Below are 17014 nucleotides of genomic sequence, written 5' to 3'. Positions count from 1 at the left end.
AATTGGCCTACGACGCGACCAAGGGTTAATGTGCGCGGCGTTCACGCTTGATTAGACTGCACCCGAATTTTCTCATGACGCCCCGGCGGCATGATCGCGCCCCGCGAGCGACCGTGGCTTGCGGGCCAGTTCTGAAGGAGTACGCATGGCTGTCTACAACTACGACGTAGTGGTGCTGGGTTCCGGCCCGGCCGGAGAAGGTGCGGCAATGAACGCCGCCAAAGCAGGGCGCAAGGTGGCGATGGTCGATAGCCGTCGTCAGGTCGGGGGCAACTGCACCCACCTGGGCACCATCCCGTCCAAGGCACTGCGTCACTCGGTGCGGCAGATCATGCAGTTCAACACCAACCCGATGTTCCGTGCCATCGGTGAGCCGCGCTGGTTCTCGTTCCCGGATGTGCTGAAAAGCGCCGAGAAGGTGATCGCCAAGCAGGTGGCCTCGCGTACCGGCTATTACGCCCGCAACCGGGTCGATGTGTTCGTCGGCACCGGCAGCTTCGCCGACGAGCAGACCATCGAAGTGGTCTGCCCGAACGGGGTGGTGGAAAAGCTCAATGCCAAGCACATCATCATCGCCACCGGCTCGCGCCCGTACCGCCCGGCCGACATCGACTTCAACCACCCACGGGTCTACGACAGCGACACCATCCTCAGCCTCAGTCACACCCCGCGCAAGCTGATCGTGTACGGTGCCGGCGTGATCGGTTGCGAATACGCCTCGATCTTCAGCGGCCTGGGTGTGCTGGTCGAGCTGGTAGACAACCGTGGCCAGCTGCTCAGCTTCCTCGACTCGGAAATTTCCCAGGCGCTAAGCTACCACTTCAGCAACAACAACATCACCGTGCGCCACAACGAAGACTATGAGCGCGTCGAAGGCCTGGACAACGGGGTGATCCTGCACCTGAAGTCGGGCAAGAAGATCAAGGCCGACGCCTTGCTGTGGTGCAACGGCCGTACCGGCAACACCGACAAGCTGGGCCTGGAGAACATCGGCATCAAGGTCAACAGCCGCGGCCAGATCGAGGTTGACGAGGCTTACCGCACCAGCGTGCCGAACATCTACGGCGCCGGTGATGTGATCGGCTGGCCAAGCCTGGCCAGCGCTGCCCACGACCAGGGCCGCTCCGCAGCGGGCAGCATCGTCGACAACGGCAGCTGGCGTTTCGTCAACGATGTGCCGACCGGCATCTACACCATTCCCGAGATCAGCTCGATCGGCAAGAACGAGCAGGAGCTGACCCAGGCCAAGGTGCCGTACGAAGTGGGCAAGGCCTTCTTCAAGAGCATGGCCCGCGCGCAAATTGCCGGCGAGCCGCAAGGCATGCTGAAGATCCTGTTCCACCGCGAAACGCTGGAAGTGCTGGGCGTGCACTGCTTCGGTTACCAGGCTTCGGAAATCGTCCACATCGGCCAGGCGGTGATGAACCAGCCGGGCGAGCTGAACAACCTGAAGTACTTCGTCAACACCACGTTCAACTACCCGACCATGGCCGAAGCCTACCGGGTAGCCGCCTACGACGGCCTGAACCGGCTTTTTTGAGCGGCTCCGACCGGTGGCCTGAGCCGGTCGGAGAGACCGATTTCAACCCTGCCCGAGGGTGGTCCTGGCCAAACCGGGAAAGTCTGTAATCAGGCTGTCCACGCCAAAGTCAGCGAGCCGGCGCATCAGTGCCGGTTCGTTGACCGTCCATACCGACACGTGCAAACCCTGGCTCTGCGCTTTCAGCAGGCGTTCGGGGGTGCACAGTGTCCAGTTCAATGCCAGCAGCTCGCAGCCGTAGTTCTGCGCCACCTTCAGCGGGTCGAGCCAGGCGTATTCGGCAACCAGCCCGCGTTTCACATCCGGCACCAGCTCCAGCGCGGCACCCAGCACTTCACGTGAGCTGGAGGTGATGGTCACCTTGTCCAGCAGGCCGTATTGCTGGGCCAGTTCGCGAATCGCCAGCACGGTGGTGGCGGCACGGGTGCGCGAGGCGCTTTTCACTTCCAGTTGCCAGTGGTCGAACGGGCACTTCTGGAACAGTTCTTCCAGGCGCGGGATAGGGCAGGGTTGCACGTGGCCCGGGCCGCCTTTGCGGGCATCGATGCGGACCAGTTCGGCGGCCGGGTGCTCCACCACCTTGCCGCGTTTGCCCGTGGTGCGCTTGAGGGTCGGGTCGTGGATCACCATCAGCTCGTTGTCGGCCGACAGGTGCAGGTCCAGCTCGCAGCGGGTCACGCCGTGGGCCAGGCACTGCTGGAAGCTCTTCAGGGTATTCTCGGGCGCTTCGCCCTTGGCGCCGCGATGGCCGTAGATCAGGGTCACGTTCGTTCCTTCAAATCAGGGAAATGGGCTCAGGAGGCCGGGTCGTTCTGTTCCAGCTGCTGGCGCCGTTGCTGCTGCTGGCGCTGCAGGATGTAGCGGGCCAGCAACTGGCGCTGGGTGTCGGTCATGTCGGTGAATTCGCTGCCAAGCTCGAAGCCGCCCTGCGGGCGCGGGTCGCAGTGGGTGATCTTGCCGCGCAGCAGCAGGCCATGGGCGCGTGGCATCAGCACCATCTTCACCGCTACCCGGGTGCCGGGGGCGATCGGGGTGGCCTGGGCGAACTCGATGCCGCCCTCGGAAATCACCACCGGCTGGGGCTCGCCCACTTCGCCGATGAGGGTCTGGGCGACCACTGCGCTGAGCAGGTCGAGGCGTTTGTTCTGCGCGCGCAGGAAGGCGGCGAGGGTGCGGTCCTTTTCGCTCAGCTGGCGCAGCAGGTGCTGCGACTCGAAGTCGGACAGGTGCAGTTCGCTGAGCAGGTTGAACAGCGGCGAATCATCTTGCAACACATCTGCTTCAAGGGCTTCGGCCGCGCTGAGGGGGCTGATTTGAAGTGCGATCCGATCTTCGATGCGGTAGTATTCGCGGCGATCTTCTTCGTCTAATGTCGTCATGGCGAACCCAAGGTAGCGGCGGTGGTCCGAGTGTAAAGCCGCCGTAGGCGCCTCGCCACAAGGACGTTCCCTTTCATCCGAACAAGCCCCGACATGTTCAGACCTCTTTTCGCATTCATCGGCACGCGTTATACCCGTGCCAAACGTCGCAATCACTTCGTCTCGTTCATTTCCCTGACCTCGATGATCGGCCTCGCCCTGGGCGTGGTGGTGATGATCGTGGTGCTCTCGGTGATGAACGGTTTCGACCACGAGATGCGCACCCGCGTGCTGGGCATGATTCCCCATGCCACGCTGGAGAGCGGCCAGCCCATTGCCGACTGGCCGGCGCTTGCCCAACAAGTAAAGCAGAATCCGCAGGTGCTGGCGGTTGCGCCCTTCACCCAGATGCAGGGCCTGCTGACCCATGAAGGCAAGGTGCAGAAGGTATTGCTCAACGGCATCGACCCGGCCCGCGAGCGCGAGGTGTCAATCATCGACAAGTTCGTCCTGCAGGGCCGCCTCGACCAGCTGGCGCCGGGCGAGTGGGGCATCATGATCGGCGACAAGGCCGCGGCCAAGCTGGGCGTGGCCGTCGGCGACAAGCTCACCTTCGTCGCCCCCGAGGTCAGCGTGACCCCGGCCGGCATGTTCCCGCGCATGAAACGCTTTACCGTGGTCGGCACTTTCCATGTCGGCGCCGGTGAAATCGACGGCTACCTGGGCCTGACCAACATCAGCGACCTGTCCCGCCTGCACCGTTGGAAACCCGACCAGGTGCAGGGCCTGCGGCTGAAGTTCGACGACCTGTTCCAGGCGCCGCGGGTGGCCTGGGACATCGCCCAACGCCTGGGCGAGCAGGAATTCTACAGCCGCGACTGGACCCGTACCCACGGCAACCTGTACCAGGCGATCCGCATGGAAAAGGCCATGATCGGCCTGCTGTTGCTGCTGATCGTGGCGGTGGCGGCGTTCAACATCATTTCCACCCTGGTGATGGTGGTCAACGACAAGCGTGGCGACATCGCCATCCTGCGCACCCTGGGCGCCACGCCCGGGCAGATCATGCTCATCTTCATGGTCCAGGGCACGGTGATCGGGGTGATCGGTACCCTGATCGGCGCCGTGGTCGGGATCTTCGCCGCGCTGAACGTGAGTGCGGTGATCGCCGGCATCGAGAAACTGATCGGGCACAAGTTCCTCAACGCCGATGTGTACTTCATCGATTACCTGCCGTCGCAAATCCAGGCCCAGGACGTGTACATGGTCTGTGGCGCGGCACTGGTCCTGAGTTTCTTCGCCACCCTGTACCCGGCCTGGCGTGCGGCCCGCACCCAGCCTGCAGAGGCGCTACGTTATGAGTGAGTCGCGCATGAGTGATAAAGCCGTTCTGAGTTGCCGCAACCTGGGCAAGTCCTACGACGAGGGCCCGGAGTCGGTGCAGGTGCTGTCCGGGCTCAACCTCGAGCTGCACGCCGGTGAGCGGGTGGCCATCGTTGGCAGTTCCGGCTCGGGCAAGAGTACCTTGCTCAACCTGCTGGGCGGCCTCGACCGGCCGACCCAGGGCAGCGTCTGGCTGGCCGGCGAGGAGCTGTCGGCACTGGGCGAGCGCGCCCGTGGCCTGCTGCGCAACCGCGAGCTGGGCTTTGTCTACCAGTTCCACCACCTGCTGCCGGAATTCACCGCCATCGAGAACGTGTGCATGCCGCTGCTCATCGGCCGTACGCCCATTCCCGAGGCCCGTGAGCGGGCGGAGGCGCTGCTCAAGCGCGTGGGCCTTGGCCACCGCTTCAACCACAAGCCGGCCGAGCTGTCCGGCGGCGAGCGCCAGCGCGTGGCGATTGCCCGGGCACTGGTCAACCGCCCTGGCCTGGTGATGCTCGACGAGCCGACCGGCAACCTCGATCACCACACCGCCCAAGGCATCCAGGAATTGATGCAGGAACTGTCGAGCGCGTCGCGCACGGCGTTCCTGGTGGTCACCCACGACCTCAACCTGGCGCGTCAGATGGACCGTGTATTGAAGCTCGACGACGGCCACCTGGTGGCGATTTGATCGACTGCACGGGGTGGCCGCTGCCGCCCCGTTTTCCTGTTTTCATTGGGTGTTCTCGTACATGTTCAGACCCTTGCCCATCTTCATCGGCGCGCGCTACACCCGAGCCAAGCGCCGCAACCACTTCATCTCGTTCATCTCGATGACTTCGATGATCGGCCTGTCGCTGGGCGTGCTGGCGATGATCGTGGTGCTGTCGGTGATGAACGGCTTCCAGCGCGAAATGAGCTCGCGCATCCTTGGCCTGGTGCCGCATGCCGCCATCCTTGGCGTGCAGCCGCTGGACGACTGGCACAAGGTGGCCGCAGCGGCCATGCAGGACCCGGCGGTGATGGCGGCAGCGCCGATCACCGAAATGGAAGGCATGCTGTCGTACAAGGGGGCGATGCAGCCGATCCAGGTTGGCGGTATCGACCCGGCCGAGGAGGGCAAGGTCTCGATCGTCGGCCAGCACATCGTCCAGGGCCGCCTGCAGGATTTGCAGCCGGGTGAGTTCGGTGTGGTCATCGGTGAGCTGACGGCGCGCCGTTTCCGCCTGAACACCGGTGACAAGCTGACCCTGATCGTGCCGGAAATCAGCAAGGAGCCGGGCGGCATCACCCCGCGCATGCAGCGCCTGACCGTGGTCGGCATCTTCAAGGTGGGTGCCGAACTGGACGGCTCGCAGGCCTATATCCACGTCGCCGATGCCGGTGCCATGCAGCGCTGGGCGCCGGGTCAGGTGCAGGGCGTGCGCCTGAAACTGCACGACCTGTATGCCGCGCCGCAGGTGTCGAAGGCTATCGCTGCGGGGCTGGGCGATGCCTACCGCGCCGATGACTGGTCACATACCCAGGGCAGCCTGTTCAGTGCCATGAAGATGGAAAAGACCATGATCGGCCTGCTGTTGATGATGATCATCGCGGTGGCGGCGTTCAACATCATCGCCACCCTGGTGATGGTGGTGAACGACAAGGGGCCGGACATCGCCATCCTGCGTACCCTGGGCGCCACGCCGGCACAGATCATGGGCACGTTCATGGTCCAGGGCAGCCTGATCGGCATCGTCGGCACGCTGATCGGTGGTGTGCTGGGGGTGATCGCGGCGTTCAACGTCAGCCAGATCGTCGGCTGGCTGGAGCGGGTCAGCGGGCAGCACATCTTCACTTCGGATGTGTACTTCATCAGCAGCCTGCCGTCGCAGTTGCAGTGGGGGGATGTGGCGATCATCTGCACGGCGGGGCTGGTGATGAGCTTCCTCGCGACCATCTACCCGGCGTATCGCGCGTCGCAGGTGCAGCCGGCGATTGGCCTGGCTGTATAGTCTCCTCTGAGTTTTTGGGGGCGCGTTGCGCCCCTTTCGCGACGCAAGGCCGCTCCCACAAGGGGAGCGCGATTCTGGCCACTTTGTGGGAGCGGCCTTGTGTCGCGATTGGGCTGCGTAGCAGCCCCCCGGATCACCACACCTAGGTAAACTCGATCACAAACCGCGTCCACCCATCCGCACACTCCGCGCGAATGCGCCCGCCATGGGCCTGCACGATCGACCGGGTAATCGCCAAGCCCAACCCCGCATGCTCGCTACTGCCTTCCCGCCGCGCCGGGTCGACCCGGTAGAAGCGGTCGAACAACCTCGGCAACACCGCCGGCTCGATGGCCGGCCCGGTATTGGCCACGCACAGCGTTGGCCCCGGCGCCAGCGTCACCCGTATCTGCCCACCCGTCGGGGTAAAGCGCAGGGCATTGTCCAGCAGGTTGGACAGCGCCCGGCGCAGCATATGCCGGTCGCCCTGCAACAGCGCCTCACCCTCGCGCAGCATCTGCACGCCGCTGTCTTCGGCCAGCGGCGCGTAGTACTCCAATAGCGCATCCACCTCTTCATGCAGTAGCAGCGGCGCCTGCCCCGGTACCAGCAGGCCGTGGTCGGCCTTGGCCAGGAACAGCATGTCGTTGATCATCTGCGCCATCCATTGCAGTTCCTCAAGGTTGCCATGCAGCGCCTCGCGGTATTCCTCGAGGCTACGCGGGCGGGTGAGGGTGACCTGGGTGTGGGTCAGCAGGTTGGACAGCGGTGTGCGCAGCTCATGGGCGATGTCGGCAGAAAATGCCGACAGGCGCTGGAAGGCATCGTCCAGGCGTTGCAGCATGGCGTTCATCGCGCTCGCCAGTTCGGCCAGTTCTTCGGGCATCTGCGCCACGGGCAGGCGCGTGGTGAGCGAGCGTGCCGAGACGCTGGCGGCCACCTGGCCCATCTGCCGCAACGGGCGCAGGCCGCGGCGTGCGGCCCAGGCACCGAGCAACGCGGTGGCCAGCGCCGACAGGCCGACGGTCAGCCAGATCAGGCGCTGCATGCCCTGCAGAAAGTGCTGGTGGTGGGTGATGTCGAGGTACAGGGTCAGTTGTGGCGACTGCGCCGCACCTGGCGCCAGGTGCACGGCCAGGCTGCGGTAGTCGATGCCTTGCGCATGCAGGGTCGCCAGGCCGTCGGGCAGCGGCGTCTGCGGCAGGCCCGTGCGGCTTTCGAACCAGGTGGCGCCGTCGTGGCCGTTGATGCGCAACGCAAGATCAGCCTGGTGGCCCAGCTCATCACGCAGGGCGGGCAGGTGTGCCTGCAACGCGGCCTGGCTGCCGATGCCGGCCAGCTGGGTGCGGAACAGCGACAGGCGCGAGTCCAGCAGTTGCTGGTCCAGTTCGACGAAGTGCTGCGCGCTGGCGCGGCTGAAGATCAGCCCGGCGCCGAGCGAGACGGCGGCGGTGCAGGCGGCGAACAGCAGGGCCAGGCGGCTGCCGAGGGAAACCCGGCGCATCACTCGGCGCGCTCTTCGAGTACGTAGCCCATACCGCGCACGGTGTGGATCAGCTTGCGGGTGTGCGGGTCGTCGATCTTCAGGCGCAGGCGGCGGATCGCCACCTCGATCACATTGGTGTCGCTGTCGAAATTCATGTCCCACACCTGCGAGGCGATCAGCGATTTGGGCAGCACCTCGCCCTGGCGCCGCAGCAGCAGTTCGAGCAGGGCGAACTCTTTGGCGGTCAGGTCGATGCGCTGGCCGGCGCGCTCGGCACGGCGGCGGATCAGGTCCAGGCGCAGGTCGGCCAGGCCCAGGGTGGTGTCCTGGCTGGGGCTGGTGCCCCGGCGCAGCAGGCTGCGCACCCGGGCCAGCAGTTCGGAGAAGGCGAATGGCTTGACCAGGTAATCATCGGCGCCCAGCTCCAGGCCGTGCACCCGGTCCTCGACGGCGTCGCGGGCGGTGAGGAACAGCACCGGCGTGTCCAGGCCGGCCTGGCGCACGGCCTGGAGGATCTGCCAGCCGTCGCGCCCGGGCAGCATCACATCGAGGATCAGCAGGTCGTGGTCGCCGGTCACGGCAAGGAACTGGCCGGTTTCGCCATCGCTGGCCAGCTCGGTGGTGAAGCCAGCCTCGTTCAGGCCCTGGCTCAGGTACTGGCCGGTGCGGGCCTGGTCTTCGACGATCAGCAGTTTCATGGGGTGAGTTGGCTCCAGCAGGCGGCGCGAAGCCCTGTGGGAGCGGGTTTACCCGCGAAGAATCCAACTCGCTGCCTGGCACCGGCTTTGCCGGTGTTCGCGGGTGAACCCGCTCCCACAGGAACGAGTGATGCCGAGATGATACGTGACGATGCGCTGCCTGGCGCAAAGCTGACGAACTTGTAATCCTGCCGAGTTGCGCTCCAAGGCGGGGTGCAAAACCGGTAGACTAGGGGCAATTTCGAACCTTCAGGTCAGTTTCCATGCATCCCGCTGCCGAACATTCCCCGCTGGGCAAGTCCAGCGAATACATCGCTACCTACTCCCCGGAGCTGCTGTTCCCGATTCCGCGTACCGCCAAGTGGGCCGAGCTGGGCGTCACTGCCCAGACTTTGCCCTGGCAGGGCGTGGATTACTGGAACTGCTTCGAGTTGAGCTGGCTGCTGCCGTCGGGCAAGCCGGTGGTGGCGATCGGCGAGTTCGCCATCCCGGCCGATTCACCGAACATCATCGAGTCGAAGTCGTTCAAGCTGTACCTCAATTCGCTGAACCAGACGGTGTTCGCCTCGCCTGGGGAGCTGCAGGCCTGCCTGGAAAAAGACCTCTCTGCCGCTGCCGGCAAGCCGGTCGCCGTGCAGGTGCGGACCTTGGCCGAGGTCCAGGCGCAGGGCGTGGTGGCCTTGCCCGGGCAGTGCATCGACGCGCTGGAGGTGGCCATCAGCAACTACACGCAACCGCAGCCGGAGCTGCTGCAGTGCAACCCTGATCGAGTGGTGGAAGAAACCCTGCACAGCCACCTGCTGAAGTCCAACTGCCCGGTTACCGGCCAGCCGGACTGGGGCAGCGTGGTGGTCGAGTACAAGGGCCGTGCGTTGGAGCCTGCCAGCCTGCTGACCTACCTGATCAGCTTCCGCCAGCATGCCGACTTCCATGAGCAGTGTGTGGAGCGGATCTACCTGGACTTGAAGAACCTGCTGCAGCCGGAACATCTGACGGTGTATGCGCGTTATGTGCGCCGCGGCGGGCTGGACATCAACCCGTACCGCAGCACCCACGCGATCAGCCCGCAGAACCAGCGCCTGGTTCGCCAGTAAGTATTGGGGCCGCTTTGCGGCCCCAGCGATGTCAGATCCCCATGCTGTGCAGCGAGTTGGCAATGCTGCGCAGGGTGGCGGTGAGGTCGGGGTGGTCGGCTTCGAAGCGTTCGATCGCCAGGTTCACCCCGTCCACCAGGTTATTGTCTGGGGTGGCTTCCTCAAGCTTCAGTTGCGCCTCGATCTGGCGCGCTTCTTCGTGCAACGCGGCCAGTTCTTCGTCGGAAAGCGGCACGTTGCGATCCAGTTGCTCGCGCAAGCTGTTCAGACGCTCTTGCAATTCGCGGGCAGGCATTGGCAATTCTCCATCAATGGCTTGGCTAGCCATGGACCTCAGCGAAGCGGCAAAGGTTCTGGCCTGCCTTCAGCGTAATCCACCTGCCGCTGCTTTGCATGATCCGCGTCAACGCTGCTCATCAGGGTTTTTCGCCCTTGCGCCGGCGCTGGGCGATGTCCTCCAGGCAGGTAGCCAGCGCTTCCAGGTGGTCGATCACCGAGTGCACACCCAGGCTGAACAGTTCCAGCGTCGCCTTGCCGCGAGCCAGGTCCTGTTCCTGCGGCGTCATGGCTTGCCATTGGCGCGAACTGTGGTCGCAGAACGGGCTGCAGGCGGCCAGCCCCACCGTCCACAGCCCGGCGTTGAGACCTGACTGCAACAGGCACGGGTCGCCGCTGACCAGCACGGAACCTTCAAGCCGTTCGCTTTCCAGCGCCATCAATGCCTGCCAGCAAGCGTTCGGTGCCGCTGAGCGTGCGCCGTTCAGCGCCTGCCCCGGCAGCCAGGCGGGCAATACCTGCGCCAGGCGCTTGCCGTGCTCCAGGTCGAGGTCATCCAGCCAGATGCACGGCACTTGGCGCTGGCGCAAGCTGGCCAGCGCGGCCAATGCGCCGGGGGCGGGCGAGGGGGTGCCACTGGCGGCGTGCACCAGGCAGCCGCGCAAGCCGAACAGCACAGCGGTGAAGGCGGGTGCAGCGTCCATGGCAACGTCCCTCAAATAGTCCGCAGGCTATTCGGCGATTGTTACCAGCCTGTGACAGCCGGCGCCGCGCAACAGTTGTTCACAATTTATTGAGCAGTGTCGTGTAAAGCTGTTCATCACAGCGCAAGCCTCTATACTGCCGCCGTACAGCAGCGCGACCTGTTGCGCTTGCGGCCGAGAATTTCGATGGAGAAACACCTATGCGTAGGATCGGTGCCAGTGTGATCGAACGAGTCACCCAGGCCTGTGTCTGCGCCAGCATGCTGCTGGCGCCCGTGGCAGCCACCCAGGCCGCCACCGAGGAAGATCCCTGGGAAGCGGTCAACCGTCCGATCTTCCGTTTCAACGATACCGTCGACACCTATGCCCTCAAGCCATTGGCCAAGGGCTACCAGGCGGTCACCCCGCAGTTCCTGGAAGACGGCATTCACAACATGTTCCGCAACCTGGGCGATGTGACCAACCTGGCCAACGACCTGCTGCAGTTCAAGCCCCATGCGGCTGGCGTGGACACGGCGCGGCTGATCGTCAACACCACCTTCGGCCTGGGCGGTTTCTTCGATGTGGGCACCCGCATGGGCCTGCAGCGCAATGACGAGGACTTTGGCCAGACCCTCGGCTACTGGGGCGTACCGAGCGGCCCGTACGTGGTCATCCCGCTGCTGGGCCCGAGCACCGTGCGTGACGGCGTGGCCAAGTACCCGGACAGCTACACCGAGCCCTACCGCTACATCGACCATGTGCCGACGCGCAACTCGATCTTCGCCCTCGACATCATCGACACTCGCGCCAGCCTGCTGTCGGCGGAGAAGCTGATCCAGGGCGACAAGTACATCTTCATCCGCAACGCCTACCTGCAGAACCGCGAGTTCCGGGTCAAGGATGGCGAAGTCGAAGACGACTTCTGATCGGTGAGCGGGGGGCTGCCGTGCAGCCCTTCGCGGGCTCGCCCGCTCCCACTGGGGGAGCGTGACGCCAATGCCTGTGCGGTCAGTGCATCGCCAGAATCCGCAGCCCGAACTTCTGCTGCCCGCCCGGCTGGTCGGCAATCCACACCACTTCGGTGCTGGCATGCAGGCCCTTCAGCGCCGGGTGGTCGGACTCGATCCGTACCTCGATCCGATCCCCCACCTGAAAGCGCTGCGGCGCCTGCACCTGCATGCCGCTGCTGGACAGGTCCAGGCACACCGCGGCGATCACCTGGCCTGCGTGCAGCAAGCTGACCTCGGTGTCGATGCGCATGCGGATGAAATCGCGTTTTTCGTCATGGCTGGAGGGCGTGTGCGGCATGCTGCATCCTTCCCGTCGGGTTGCGCTGGTCGGCTTTCTTATAACTCCCGGTGATTTGCCCTGTAAAGTGCGGCGAGGTCGACCCTTGCATGCTTGAAACGCCTGCCGGATGGGAGTACCGTCTGCGCCTTACAAGGTACCTCTTACAGTTGCCGGGCAAGTGTTCTTGTCCTACAACTCAAGTAGAGTGTGACCACAGAGAATTCCCGTAGCTGGCCGTCTGCCTTGCCGACACCGCTGCACCAACCCAAATCGGCGCCGTTCGCCCACATGCAGAAAACCAGTGCAACGCTGCTGATCATCGATGACGACGACGTGGTCCGTGCAAGCCTCGCCGCGTATCTTGAAGACAGTGGCTTCAGCGTCCTCCAGGCCGGCAATGGCCAGCAGGGGCTAAAGGTCTTCGAAGAACACCAGCCCGACCTCGTGATCTGCGATCTGCGCATGCCGCAGATGGGCGGCCTCGAACTGATCCGTCAGGTCAGCGAGCGCGCCCCGCAGTTGCCGGTGATCGTGGTGTCCGGTGCCGGCGTCATGAGCGATGCGGTGGAAGCGTTGCGCCTGGGCGCCGCCGACTACCTGATCAAGCCGCTGGAAGACCTGGCCGTCCTCGAGCATTCGGTGCGCCGCGCGCTCGACCGCTCGCGCCTGGTGCTGGAAAACCAGCGCTACCGCGACAAGCTCGAAGCCGCCAACCGCGAACTGGAGGCCAGCCTGCACCTGCTGCAGGAGGACCAGACCGCCGGTCGCCAGGTGCAGATGAACATGCTTCCGGAAAGCCCCTGGGCGGCCAGCGAGTTCGCCTTCGAGCACCAGATCATTCCGTCGTTGTACCTGTCGGGTGATTTTGTCGATTACTTCCGTGTGGACGAGCGGCGCATTGCCTTCTACCTCGCTGATGTGTCCGGGCACGGCGCGTCGTCGGCGTTTGTCACCGTGTTGTTGAAATTCATGACCACTCGGCTGATGTTCGAGCTCAAGCGCAGCAAGATGCGTGAGTTCAAACCCTCGGAAGTGCTCAGCCACATCAACCGCGGCCTGATCAACAGCAAGTTGGGCAAGCACGTCACCATGGTTGGCGGGGTGATCGACGAAGAGTCCGGCCTGCTGACCTACGCTGTTGGCGGCCATCTACCATTGCCGGTGCTGCACACCCCCGAGCACACCCGCTACCTGGAAGGCCGTGGCCTGCCGGTGGGGCTGTTCGACGAGGCCACCTACCAGGACCTGGTGGTGGAGCTGCCGCCGCAGTTCAGCCTGAGCCTGATGTCCGATGGCATTCTGGACCTTTTGCCGGGTGACACGCTCAAAGATAAAGAAACCGCCCTGCCGGAGATCGTCAGGGCAGCAGGTGGCAGCCTGGATGGGCTGCGCCAACGCTTTGGATTGGCTACGCTTGGGGAGATGCCGGATGATATCGCCCTATTGGTGTTGAGCAGGAACCTTCAATGAGTACCGGTAGAATCCAGTTCGCCGAGCAGAGTGGTACCTTCGTCCTGAAGTTCGTCGGTGAAGTGCGTCTGACCCTGTGTTCGGCGCTGGATGCGACGATCGAGAAGATTTTCACGGCGTTGAATTTCTCGGCAATCGTCATCGACCTGACCGAAACCGAGAGCATCGACAGCACCACCTTGGGCCTGTTGGCCAAGCTGTCGATCCTGTCGCGGCAGAAGGTCGGCCTGCTGCCGACCGTGGTCACCACCAACCCGGACATCTCCCGGTTGTTGCAGTCGATGGGCTTCGATCAGGTGTTCAACATCGTCGATCGCCCGATCCCGTGCCCGGAGTGCCTGACCGACCTGCCGTCGCAGGACCAGAACGAAGATGTGGTGCGCTCCAAGGTGCTGGAGGCGCACAAGATCCTGATGGGGCTGAATGACTCCAACCGCGAAGCCTTCCACGACCTGGTGAATGCGCTGGAGCGCAGCTGACCTTCAGCCTGTGCCGGCCTCTTCGCGGGTAAACCCGCTCCCACAGGTACAGCACAGGCCCTGAAAGCAGTGTTTTACCTGTGGGAGCGGGTTTACCCGCGAAAAGGCCGGCACAGGCAATACAGACCCCGCCTATCGCTACGCTTTGCCAACGAACTCAGTCGCCTCACCCCCGCCCGCATCCAGCTGATACACCCGCGCCGGTCGCCCCTGTTCATCGAAGAACACCTGCCCCAACCCCGCGCCATTCCACAACCGTTCGCCCGCCTTGCTGTGGCTGGGCGTGCGCGGCACCACTTCCATTTCCCGGCGCTTGGTAAACCAGTTGAGTGGCGAGCGCGGCGCGTACAGCCAGCGGTTGAGGCGGTCGAGCACATCCAGCAGGCGCCGGGGGAATTCATTCTTGATACCGCTGCTGGTCACCTGCCACAAGTGCGGGCTGCGCTGGCGGTGGCGAATCAGCACTTCATAGACGAACGAGTAATGCACATCACCGGACAGCACCACGTAGTGCCCCGGGGTGCGCGAGTGGCGGAAGATGTTGAGGATGACCTGCGCCGCCCCGCGGTGGGCCATCCAGTTCTCGGCGTCCACCAGTAGCGGGTAACCCAGCCAGCTGAACACCTTCTGCACTGTCTCGATCAGCTTCACACCAAAGATCGGCGCGGGTGACACGATGATCGCCGACGGGTGATCGAGCAGCGCCTGCTGCAGCTCGCTGAGCGCTTCCCAGTCGAGCAGGCCGGACGGCTTGGCCAGGCTGCTTTCGCTGCGCCAGCGCCGGGTGCGGGTGTCCAGCACCAGCAATGGCGGGTTGCTGGGCAAGTTGAACTGCCAGCCCTGGAAGCGCAACAGCTGGCCGATCAGCTCATCCTGATTGTCGCTGTTCAGCGCCTGGCTTTGTTCGACCAGCGGTTTGCAGGCGTCGGGGTGGTTGCCCCAGGCCTGGCACAGCAGGTAGCCGAGCAAGGCATTGCCGATGATCCGCCGCGAGAAGGGGTGGCCATAGGCGGTTTCTTCCCACTGCGCCGAAAGGTTCCAGTCATCGGTGATGTCGTGGTCGTCGAAGATCATCAGGCTGGGCAGGTGAGCCATCACCCGGGCCACCTGGCCAAGGCCGCCGGCAAACGCCTCGATCAGCGGCAGTTCCTGTTGGTAACGAGCCTGGCGCGCTGCGGTGAGCCCGCCGGGCATGTCCAGCTTCACCAGTTGCCAGGGCACCGGCGACCACGCCAGCAGGTACATGGCGATGACCTCGGCGAAGGTCACCAGGTGGTTGTCGGCGTTGCTGGACGAGAAGATCGGCTTGCGCTTGCCGCCGAAAAAGCGCTCGCGCAGGGTTTCGTTGCGTTCCTGCGCAGGCAGCAGGTCGGCGCGGTGGTAGTAACAGGCCGGGTGCTGATACAACGCCTGGCTATCGGCTACCACCGCGCCGTCGAGCTGCTCGTCGAACAGGCCCAGGCGCGCGATCAGCGCATGGATGGCGCGCAACATCGGGCCGGCGACATCATCGGCATACACCTGGTCGCCGGTCATCAGCAGCACGGCGGGGCGCTCCGCCGGTCCTTCGCAGGCCAGCAGCAGGCGGTCGGCGCACAGCAGGCCGTCGGCGGCGGGATGATGCGGTTTGCGGCAGGAGCCATGCAACAAGTGGTCGAGCCGGTCGCGCAGCACCAGGTTCGGGCGCCGGACGCCGGGGTAGAGCAGGTGCGGCGCCCAGTCGGCGATGCCCTGGCCGTGGATGAGCAGGTCATAGTCGAGCAGTTGGTTGCAGGGCAGCGGCTGAGTGAAGTGGATGTCCAGCAGGTGGATGTACGCGTGCCGGCCCACTGCGACCACCTGGCAATCGACCTGGGGCTCGCTTGCCGGGCAGATGAATTCGGGTTGCAGCGGTTGCGTGGCGACCAGCCAGATGGCCAGGCGCTGGGGCTCCAGGCGGCGTAGGATCGGGCCGGCGAGAACGAGGGGCAACGGGGTAGAGGAGGTCATCGACAGCTCGGGTGGCTATGCGGGCCGCTTCGCGGGTAAACCCGCTCCCACAGGGATAGCGCCAACTTCGGGCCTGCGGGGATCCCTGTGGGAGCGGGTTCACCCGCGAAGAGGCCCTGGGATTCAATACATATCTGAAAACAGGCAAAACAAAACGGGCGGAAAATGCTGAACATCCTCCGCCCGTCAGGCAACCCGGAAATGTATCAGGCCTTTTCAGCCATCAACTTCTCCAGCTTCTCCTGGTCCCGCGCAAACTGGCGAATGCCCTCGGCCAGCTTCTCGGTAGCCATGGCATCTTCGTTCATCGCCCAGCGGAACTGGCTTTCGTTCAGCTGCTGCCTGGCCTCGCCGGCATTGCCCGGCTTCAGCACCCTAGGCAGCTCGTCCTGGTCATCGCTGAGCTGTTGCAGCAGCTCCGGGCTGATGGTCAGGCGGTCGCAACCGGCCAGTTGCTCGATCTGGCCGATATTGCGGAAGCTGGCGCCCATGACCACGGTGTCGTAGCCATTGTGCTTGTAGTAGTCGTAGATGCGCGTGACCGACTGTACGCCCGGGTCTTCGGCGCCGACATAGTCTTTGCCGGTGCTTTTCTTGTACCAGTCGTAGATACGGCCCACGAACGGCGAAATCAGGAACACCCCGGCGTCGGCGCAGGCTTGCGCCTGGGCGAAGGAGAACAGCAGGGTGAGGTTGGTCTGGATGCCTTCCTTTTCCAGTTTTTCCGCGGCGCGGATGCCTTCCCAGGTCGAGGCCAGCTTGATCAGCACGCGGTCACGGCCGACACCGGCGGCTTCGTACAGCTCGATCAGCTTGCGGGCCTTGGCCAGCAACGCCGGTTCATCGAACGACAGGCGCGCGTCCACTTCGGTAGAGATGCGCCCCGGGATGACCTTGAGGATGCCCGAGCCTACGGCCACGGCGAACGTGTCACAGGCCAGGTCGACATTGCCCTTGGCATCGGCCTTGACCTGCTTGAGCAGCTCGGCGTAGCCCGGGATGGCAGCGGCCTTGAGCAGCAGCGACGGGTTGGTGGTGGCATCGACCGGTTTCAGGCGGGTGATGGCATCCAGGTCCCCGGTGTCGGCAACCACGGTGGTGAACTGCTTGAGTTGTTCCAGCTTGGAGGTCATGGGCGTGCTCTGTCCTGTGCAATGACTCGACATTACCCGAGCCCCGACGGCCACTCAAGGGCCTGTGGGGCGCGGGTTTGCTAAAGGTGAAGATTCGAGTCACAGGCAGCCCCGAGGTTCCGTTTGCACAAAATCAGCGCGACGCGGCTTCTGTGGGAGCGGGCGTGCCCGCGAAGC

The 17014-nt window shown here is 64.3% G+C and carries 17 protein-coding genes; 8 read left to right on the top strand and 9 right to left on the bottom strand.

What is annotated here, in order from left to right; translation table 11 throughout:
- Positions 1-145: 145 nt before the first annotated feature.
- Positions 146-1540 (top strand): Si-specific NAD(P)(+) transhydrogenase, encoded by a 1395-nt coding sequence (sthA, locus tag C6A77_RS19775; protein ID WP_114170986.1) that lies wholly within the window; start codon positions 146-148, stop codon positions 1538-1540.
- Positions 1541-1582: 42 nt separating this feature from the next.
- Here sthA and C6A77_RS19770 read toward each other — a convergent pair whose 3' ends face one another.
- Both C6A77_RS19770 and C6A77_RS19765 read right to left on the bottom strand, forming a co-directional pair.
- Entirely contained in the window at positions 1583-2305 is a 723-nt protein-coding gene (locus C6A77_RS19770) for a glycerophosphodiester phosphodiesterase (protein ID WP_114170985.1), read from the bottom strand.
- A gap of 29 nt (positions 2306-2334) precedes the next feature.
- Positions 2335-2919 carry a PilZ domain-containing protein gene (locus tag C6A77_RS19765; protein ID WP_114170984.1) on the bottom strand — a complete coding sequence of 195 codons (585 nt, stop codon included), beginning with the start codon at positions 2917-2919 and terminating at the stop codon, positions 2335-2337.
- A gap of 93 nt (positions 2920-3012) precedes the next feature.
- Between C6A77_RS19765 and C6A77_RS19760 the strand changes: the two genes are divergently transcribed.
- The 3 genes from C6A77_RS19760 (at position 3013) to C6A77_RS19750 (ending at position 6257) form a co-directional block, all read left to right on the top strand.
- Positions 3013-4263, top strand: a complete 1251-nt coding sequence (locus C6A77_RS19760; RefSeq protein ID WP_114170983.1) for a lipoprotein-releasing ABC transporter permease subunit — start codon at positions 3013-3015, stop codon at positions 4261-4263.
- A gap of 7 nt (positions 4264-4270) precedes the next feature.
- Positions 4271-4954, top strand: coding sequence for a lipoprotein-releasing ABC transporter ATP-binding protein LolD (lolD, locus tag C6A77_RS19755; RefSeq protein ID WP_177328473.1), 684 nt, complete (start codon positions 4271-4273; stop codon positions 4952-4954).
- Between the two features lie 61 nt (positions 4955-5015).
- Positions 5016-6257, top strand: coding sequence for a lipoprotein-releasing ABC transporter permease subunit (locus C6A77_RS19750; protein WP_114171003.1), 1242 nt, complete (start codon positions 5016-5018; stop codon positions 6255-6257).
- Positions 6258-6399: 142 nt separating this feature from the next.
- Here C6A77_RS19750 and C6A77_RS19745 read toward each other — a convergent pair whose 3' ends face one another.
- Positions 6400-7743, bottom strand: coding sequence for a heavy metal sensor histidine kinase (locus tag C6A77_RS19745; protein ID WP_114170982.1), 1344 nt, complete (start codon positions 7741-7743; stop codon positions 6400-6402).
- Positions 7740-8420 carry a two-component system response regulator CinR gene (gene cinR / locus C6A77_RS19740; protein ID WP_114170981.1) on the bottom strand — a complete coding sequence of 227 codons (681 nt, stop codon included), beginning with the start codon at positions 8418-8420 and terminating at the stop codon, positions 7740-7742. The genes C6A77_RS19745 and cinR overlap by 4 nt, the downstream gene beginning before the upstream one ends.
- A 263-nt stretch (positions 8421-8683) precedes the next feature.
- On the opposite strand from cinR, the gene queF reads away from it, so the two are divergent.
- Entirely contained in the window at positions 8684-9514 is an 831-nt protein-coding gene (gene queF, locus C6A77_RS19730) for an NADPH-dependent 7-cyano-7-deazaguanine reductase QueF (protein WP_114170979.1), read from the top strand.
- Between the two features lie 31 nt (positions 9515-9545).
- Here queF and C6A77_RS19725 read toward each other — a convergent pair whose 3' ends face one another.
- Positions 9546-9809, bottom strand: coding sequence for a DUF4404 family protein (locus C6A77_RS19725; protein WP_004376395.1), 264 nt, complete (start codon positions 9807-9809; stop codon positions 9546-9548).
- 121 nt (positions 9810-9930) lie between these two features.
- Complete coding sequence (locus C6A77_RS19720; RefSeq protein ID WP_114170978.1) at positions 9931-10494, bottom strand: phosphonoacetaldehyde phosphonohydrolase-related protein; 564 nt, start codon at positions 10492-10494, stop codon at positions 9931-9933.
- Positions 10495-10694: 200 nt separating this feature from the next.
- Here C6A77_RS19720 and C6A77_RS19715 point away from each other — a divergent pair, with 200 nt between their 5' ends.
- Complete coding sequence (locus C6A77_RS19715; RefSeq protein ID WP_114170977.1) at positions 10695-11402, top strand: VacJ family lipoprotein; 708 nt, start codon at positions 10695-10697, stop codon at positions 11400-11402.
- An 82-nt stretch (positions 11403-11484) separates the two neighbouring features.
- Here C6A77_RS19715 and C6A77_RS19710 read toward each other — a convergent pair whose 3' ends face one another.
- Entirely contained in the window at positions 11485-11784 is a 300-nt protein-coding gene (locus tag C6A77_RS19710; protein WP_114170976.1) for a PilZ domain-containing protein, read from the bottom strand.
- 270 nt (positions 11785-12054) lie between these two features.
- Between C6A77_RS19710 and rssB the strand changes: the two genes are divergently transcribed.
- Together rssB and rssC are read left to right on the top strand one after the other, a co-directional pair.
- Positions 12055-13236, top strand: a complete 1182-nt coding sequence (gene rssB, locus C6A77_RS19705) for a two-component system response regulator RssB (protein WP_114171002.1) — start codon at positions 12055-12057, stop codon at positions 13234-13236.
- Positions 13233-13715 (top strand): anti-sigma factor antagonist RssC, encoded by a 483-nt coding sequence (gene rssC, locus C6A77_RS19700; protein WP_009686305.1) that lies wholly within the window; start codon positions 13233-13235, stop codon positions 13713-13715. Before rssB ends, rssC begins: the two co-directional genes overlap by 4 nt.
- Positions 13716-13853: 138 nt before the next feature.
- On the opposite strand, the gene C6A77_RS19695 is transcribed toward rssC, so the two are convergent.
- Both C6A77_RS19695 and tal read right to left on the bottom strand, forming a co-directional pair.
- Complete coding sequence (locus C6A77_RS19695) at positions 13854-15704, bottom strand: alkaline phosphatase D family protein (RefSeq protein ID WP_114170975.1); 1851 nt, start codon at positions 15702-15704, stop codon at positions 13854-13856.
- Between the two features lie 206 nt (positions 15705-15910).
- The gene (tal, locus tag C6A77_RS19685; protein WP_114170974.1) at positions 15911-16837 is read right to left on the bottom strand and encodes a transaldolase; all 927 of its coding nucleotides are present in this window, start codon (positions 16835-16837) and stop codon (positions 15911-15913) included.
- Positions 16838-17014 lie beyond the last annotated feature (177 nt).

It is taken from the genome of Pseudomonas sp. AFG_SD02_1510_Pfu_092 (assembly GCF_003331055.1).
Lineage (GTDB): Bacteria > Pseudomonadota > Gammaproteobacteria > Pseudomonadales > Pseudomonadaceae > Aquipseudomonas.
This window is presented reverse-complemented; position numbering and strand designations above follow the sequence as displayed.

Excerpts from the sequence above, each read along its gene's own strand:
- lolD (WP_177328473.1), top strand. The coding sequence starts at position 4,271 with ATGAGTGATAAAGCCGTTCTGAGTTGCCGCAACCTGGGCAAGTCCTAC.
- rssB (WP_114171002.1), top strand. The coding sequence starts at position 12,055 with ATGCAGAAAACCAGTGCAACGCTGCTGATCATCGATGACGACGACGTG.
- C6A77_RS19750 (WP_114171003.1), top strand. The coding sequence starts at position 5,016 with ATGTTCAGACCCTTGCCCATCTTCATCGGCGCGCGCTACACCCGAGCC.
- C6A77_RS19720 (WP_114170978.1), bottom strand. The coding sequence starts at position 10,494 with ATGGACGCTGCACCCGCCTTCACCGCTGTGCTGTTCGGCTTGCGCGGC.
- cinR (WP_114170981.1), bottom strand. The coding sequence starts at position 8,420 with ATGAAACTGCTGATCGTCGAAGACCAGGCCCGCACCGGCCAGTACCTG.
- C6A77_RS19765 (WP_114170984.1), bottom strand. The coding sequence starts at position 2,919 with ATGACGACATTAGACGAAGAAGATCGCCGCGAATACTACCGCATCGAA.
- C6A77_RS19715 (WP_114170977.1), top strand. The coding sequence starts at position 10,695 with ATGCGTAGGATCGGTGCCAGTGTGATCGAACGAGTCACCCAGGCCTGT.
- C6A77_RS19710 (WP_114170976.1), bottom strand. The coding sequence starts at position 11,784 with ATGCCGCACACGCCCTCCAGCCATGACGAAAAACGCGATTTCATCCGC.
- C6A77_RS19695 (WP_114170975.1), bottom strand. The coding sequence starts at position 15,704 with ATGACCTCCTCTACCCCGTTGCCCCTCGTTCTCGCCGGCCCGATCCTA.
- C6A77_RS19725 (WP_004376395.1), bottom strand. The coding sequence starts at position 9,809 with ATGCCTGCCCGCGAATTGCAAGAGCGTCTGAACAGCTTGCGCGAGCAA.
- rssC (WP_009686305.1), top strand. The coding sequence starts at position 13,233 with ATGAGTACCGGTAGAATCCAGTTCGCCGAGCAGAGTGGTACCTTCGTC.
- sthA (WP_114170986.1), top strand. The coding sequence starts at position 146 with ATGGCTGTCTACAACTACGACGTAGTGGTGCTGGGTTCCGGCCCGGCC.
- C6A77_RS19760 (WP_114170983.1), top strand. The coding sequence starts at position 3,013 with ATGTTCAGACCTCTTTTCGCATTCATCGGCACGCGTTATACCCGTGCC.
- queF (WP_114170979.1), top strand. The coding sequence starts at position 8,684 with ATGCATCCCGCTGCCGAACATTCCCCGCTGGGCAAGTCCAGCGAATAC.
- tal (WP_114170974.1), bottom strand. The coding sequence starts at position 16,837 with ATGACCTCCAAGCTGGAACAACTCAAGCAGTTCACCACCGTGGTTGCC.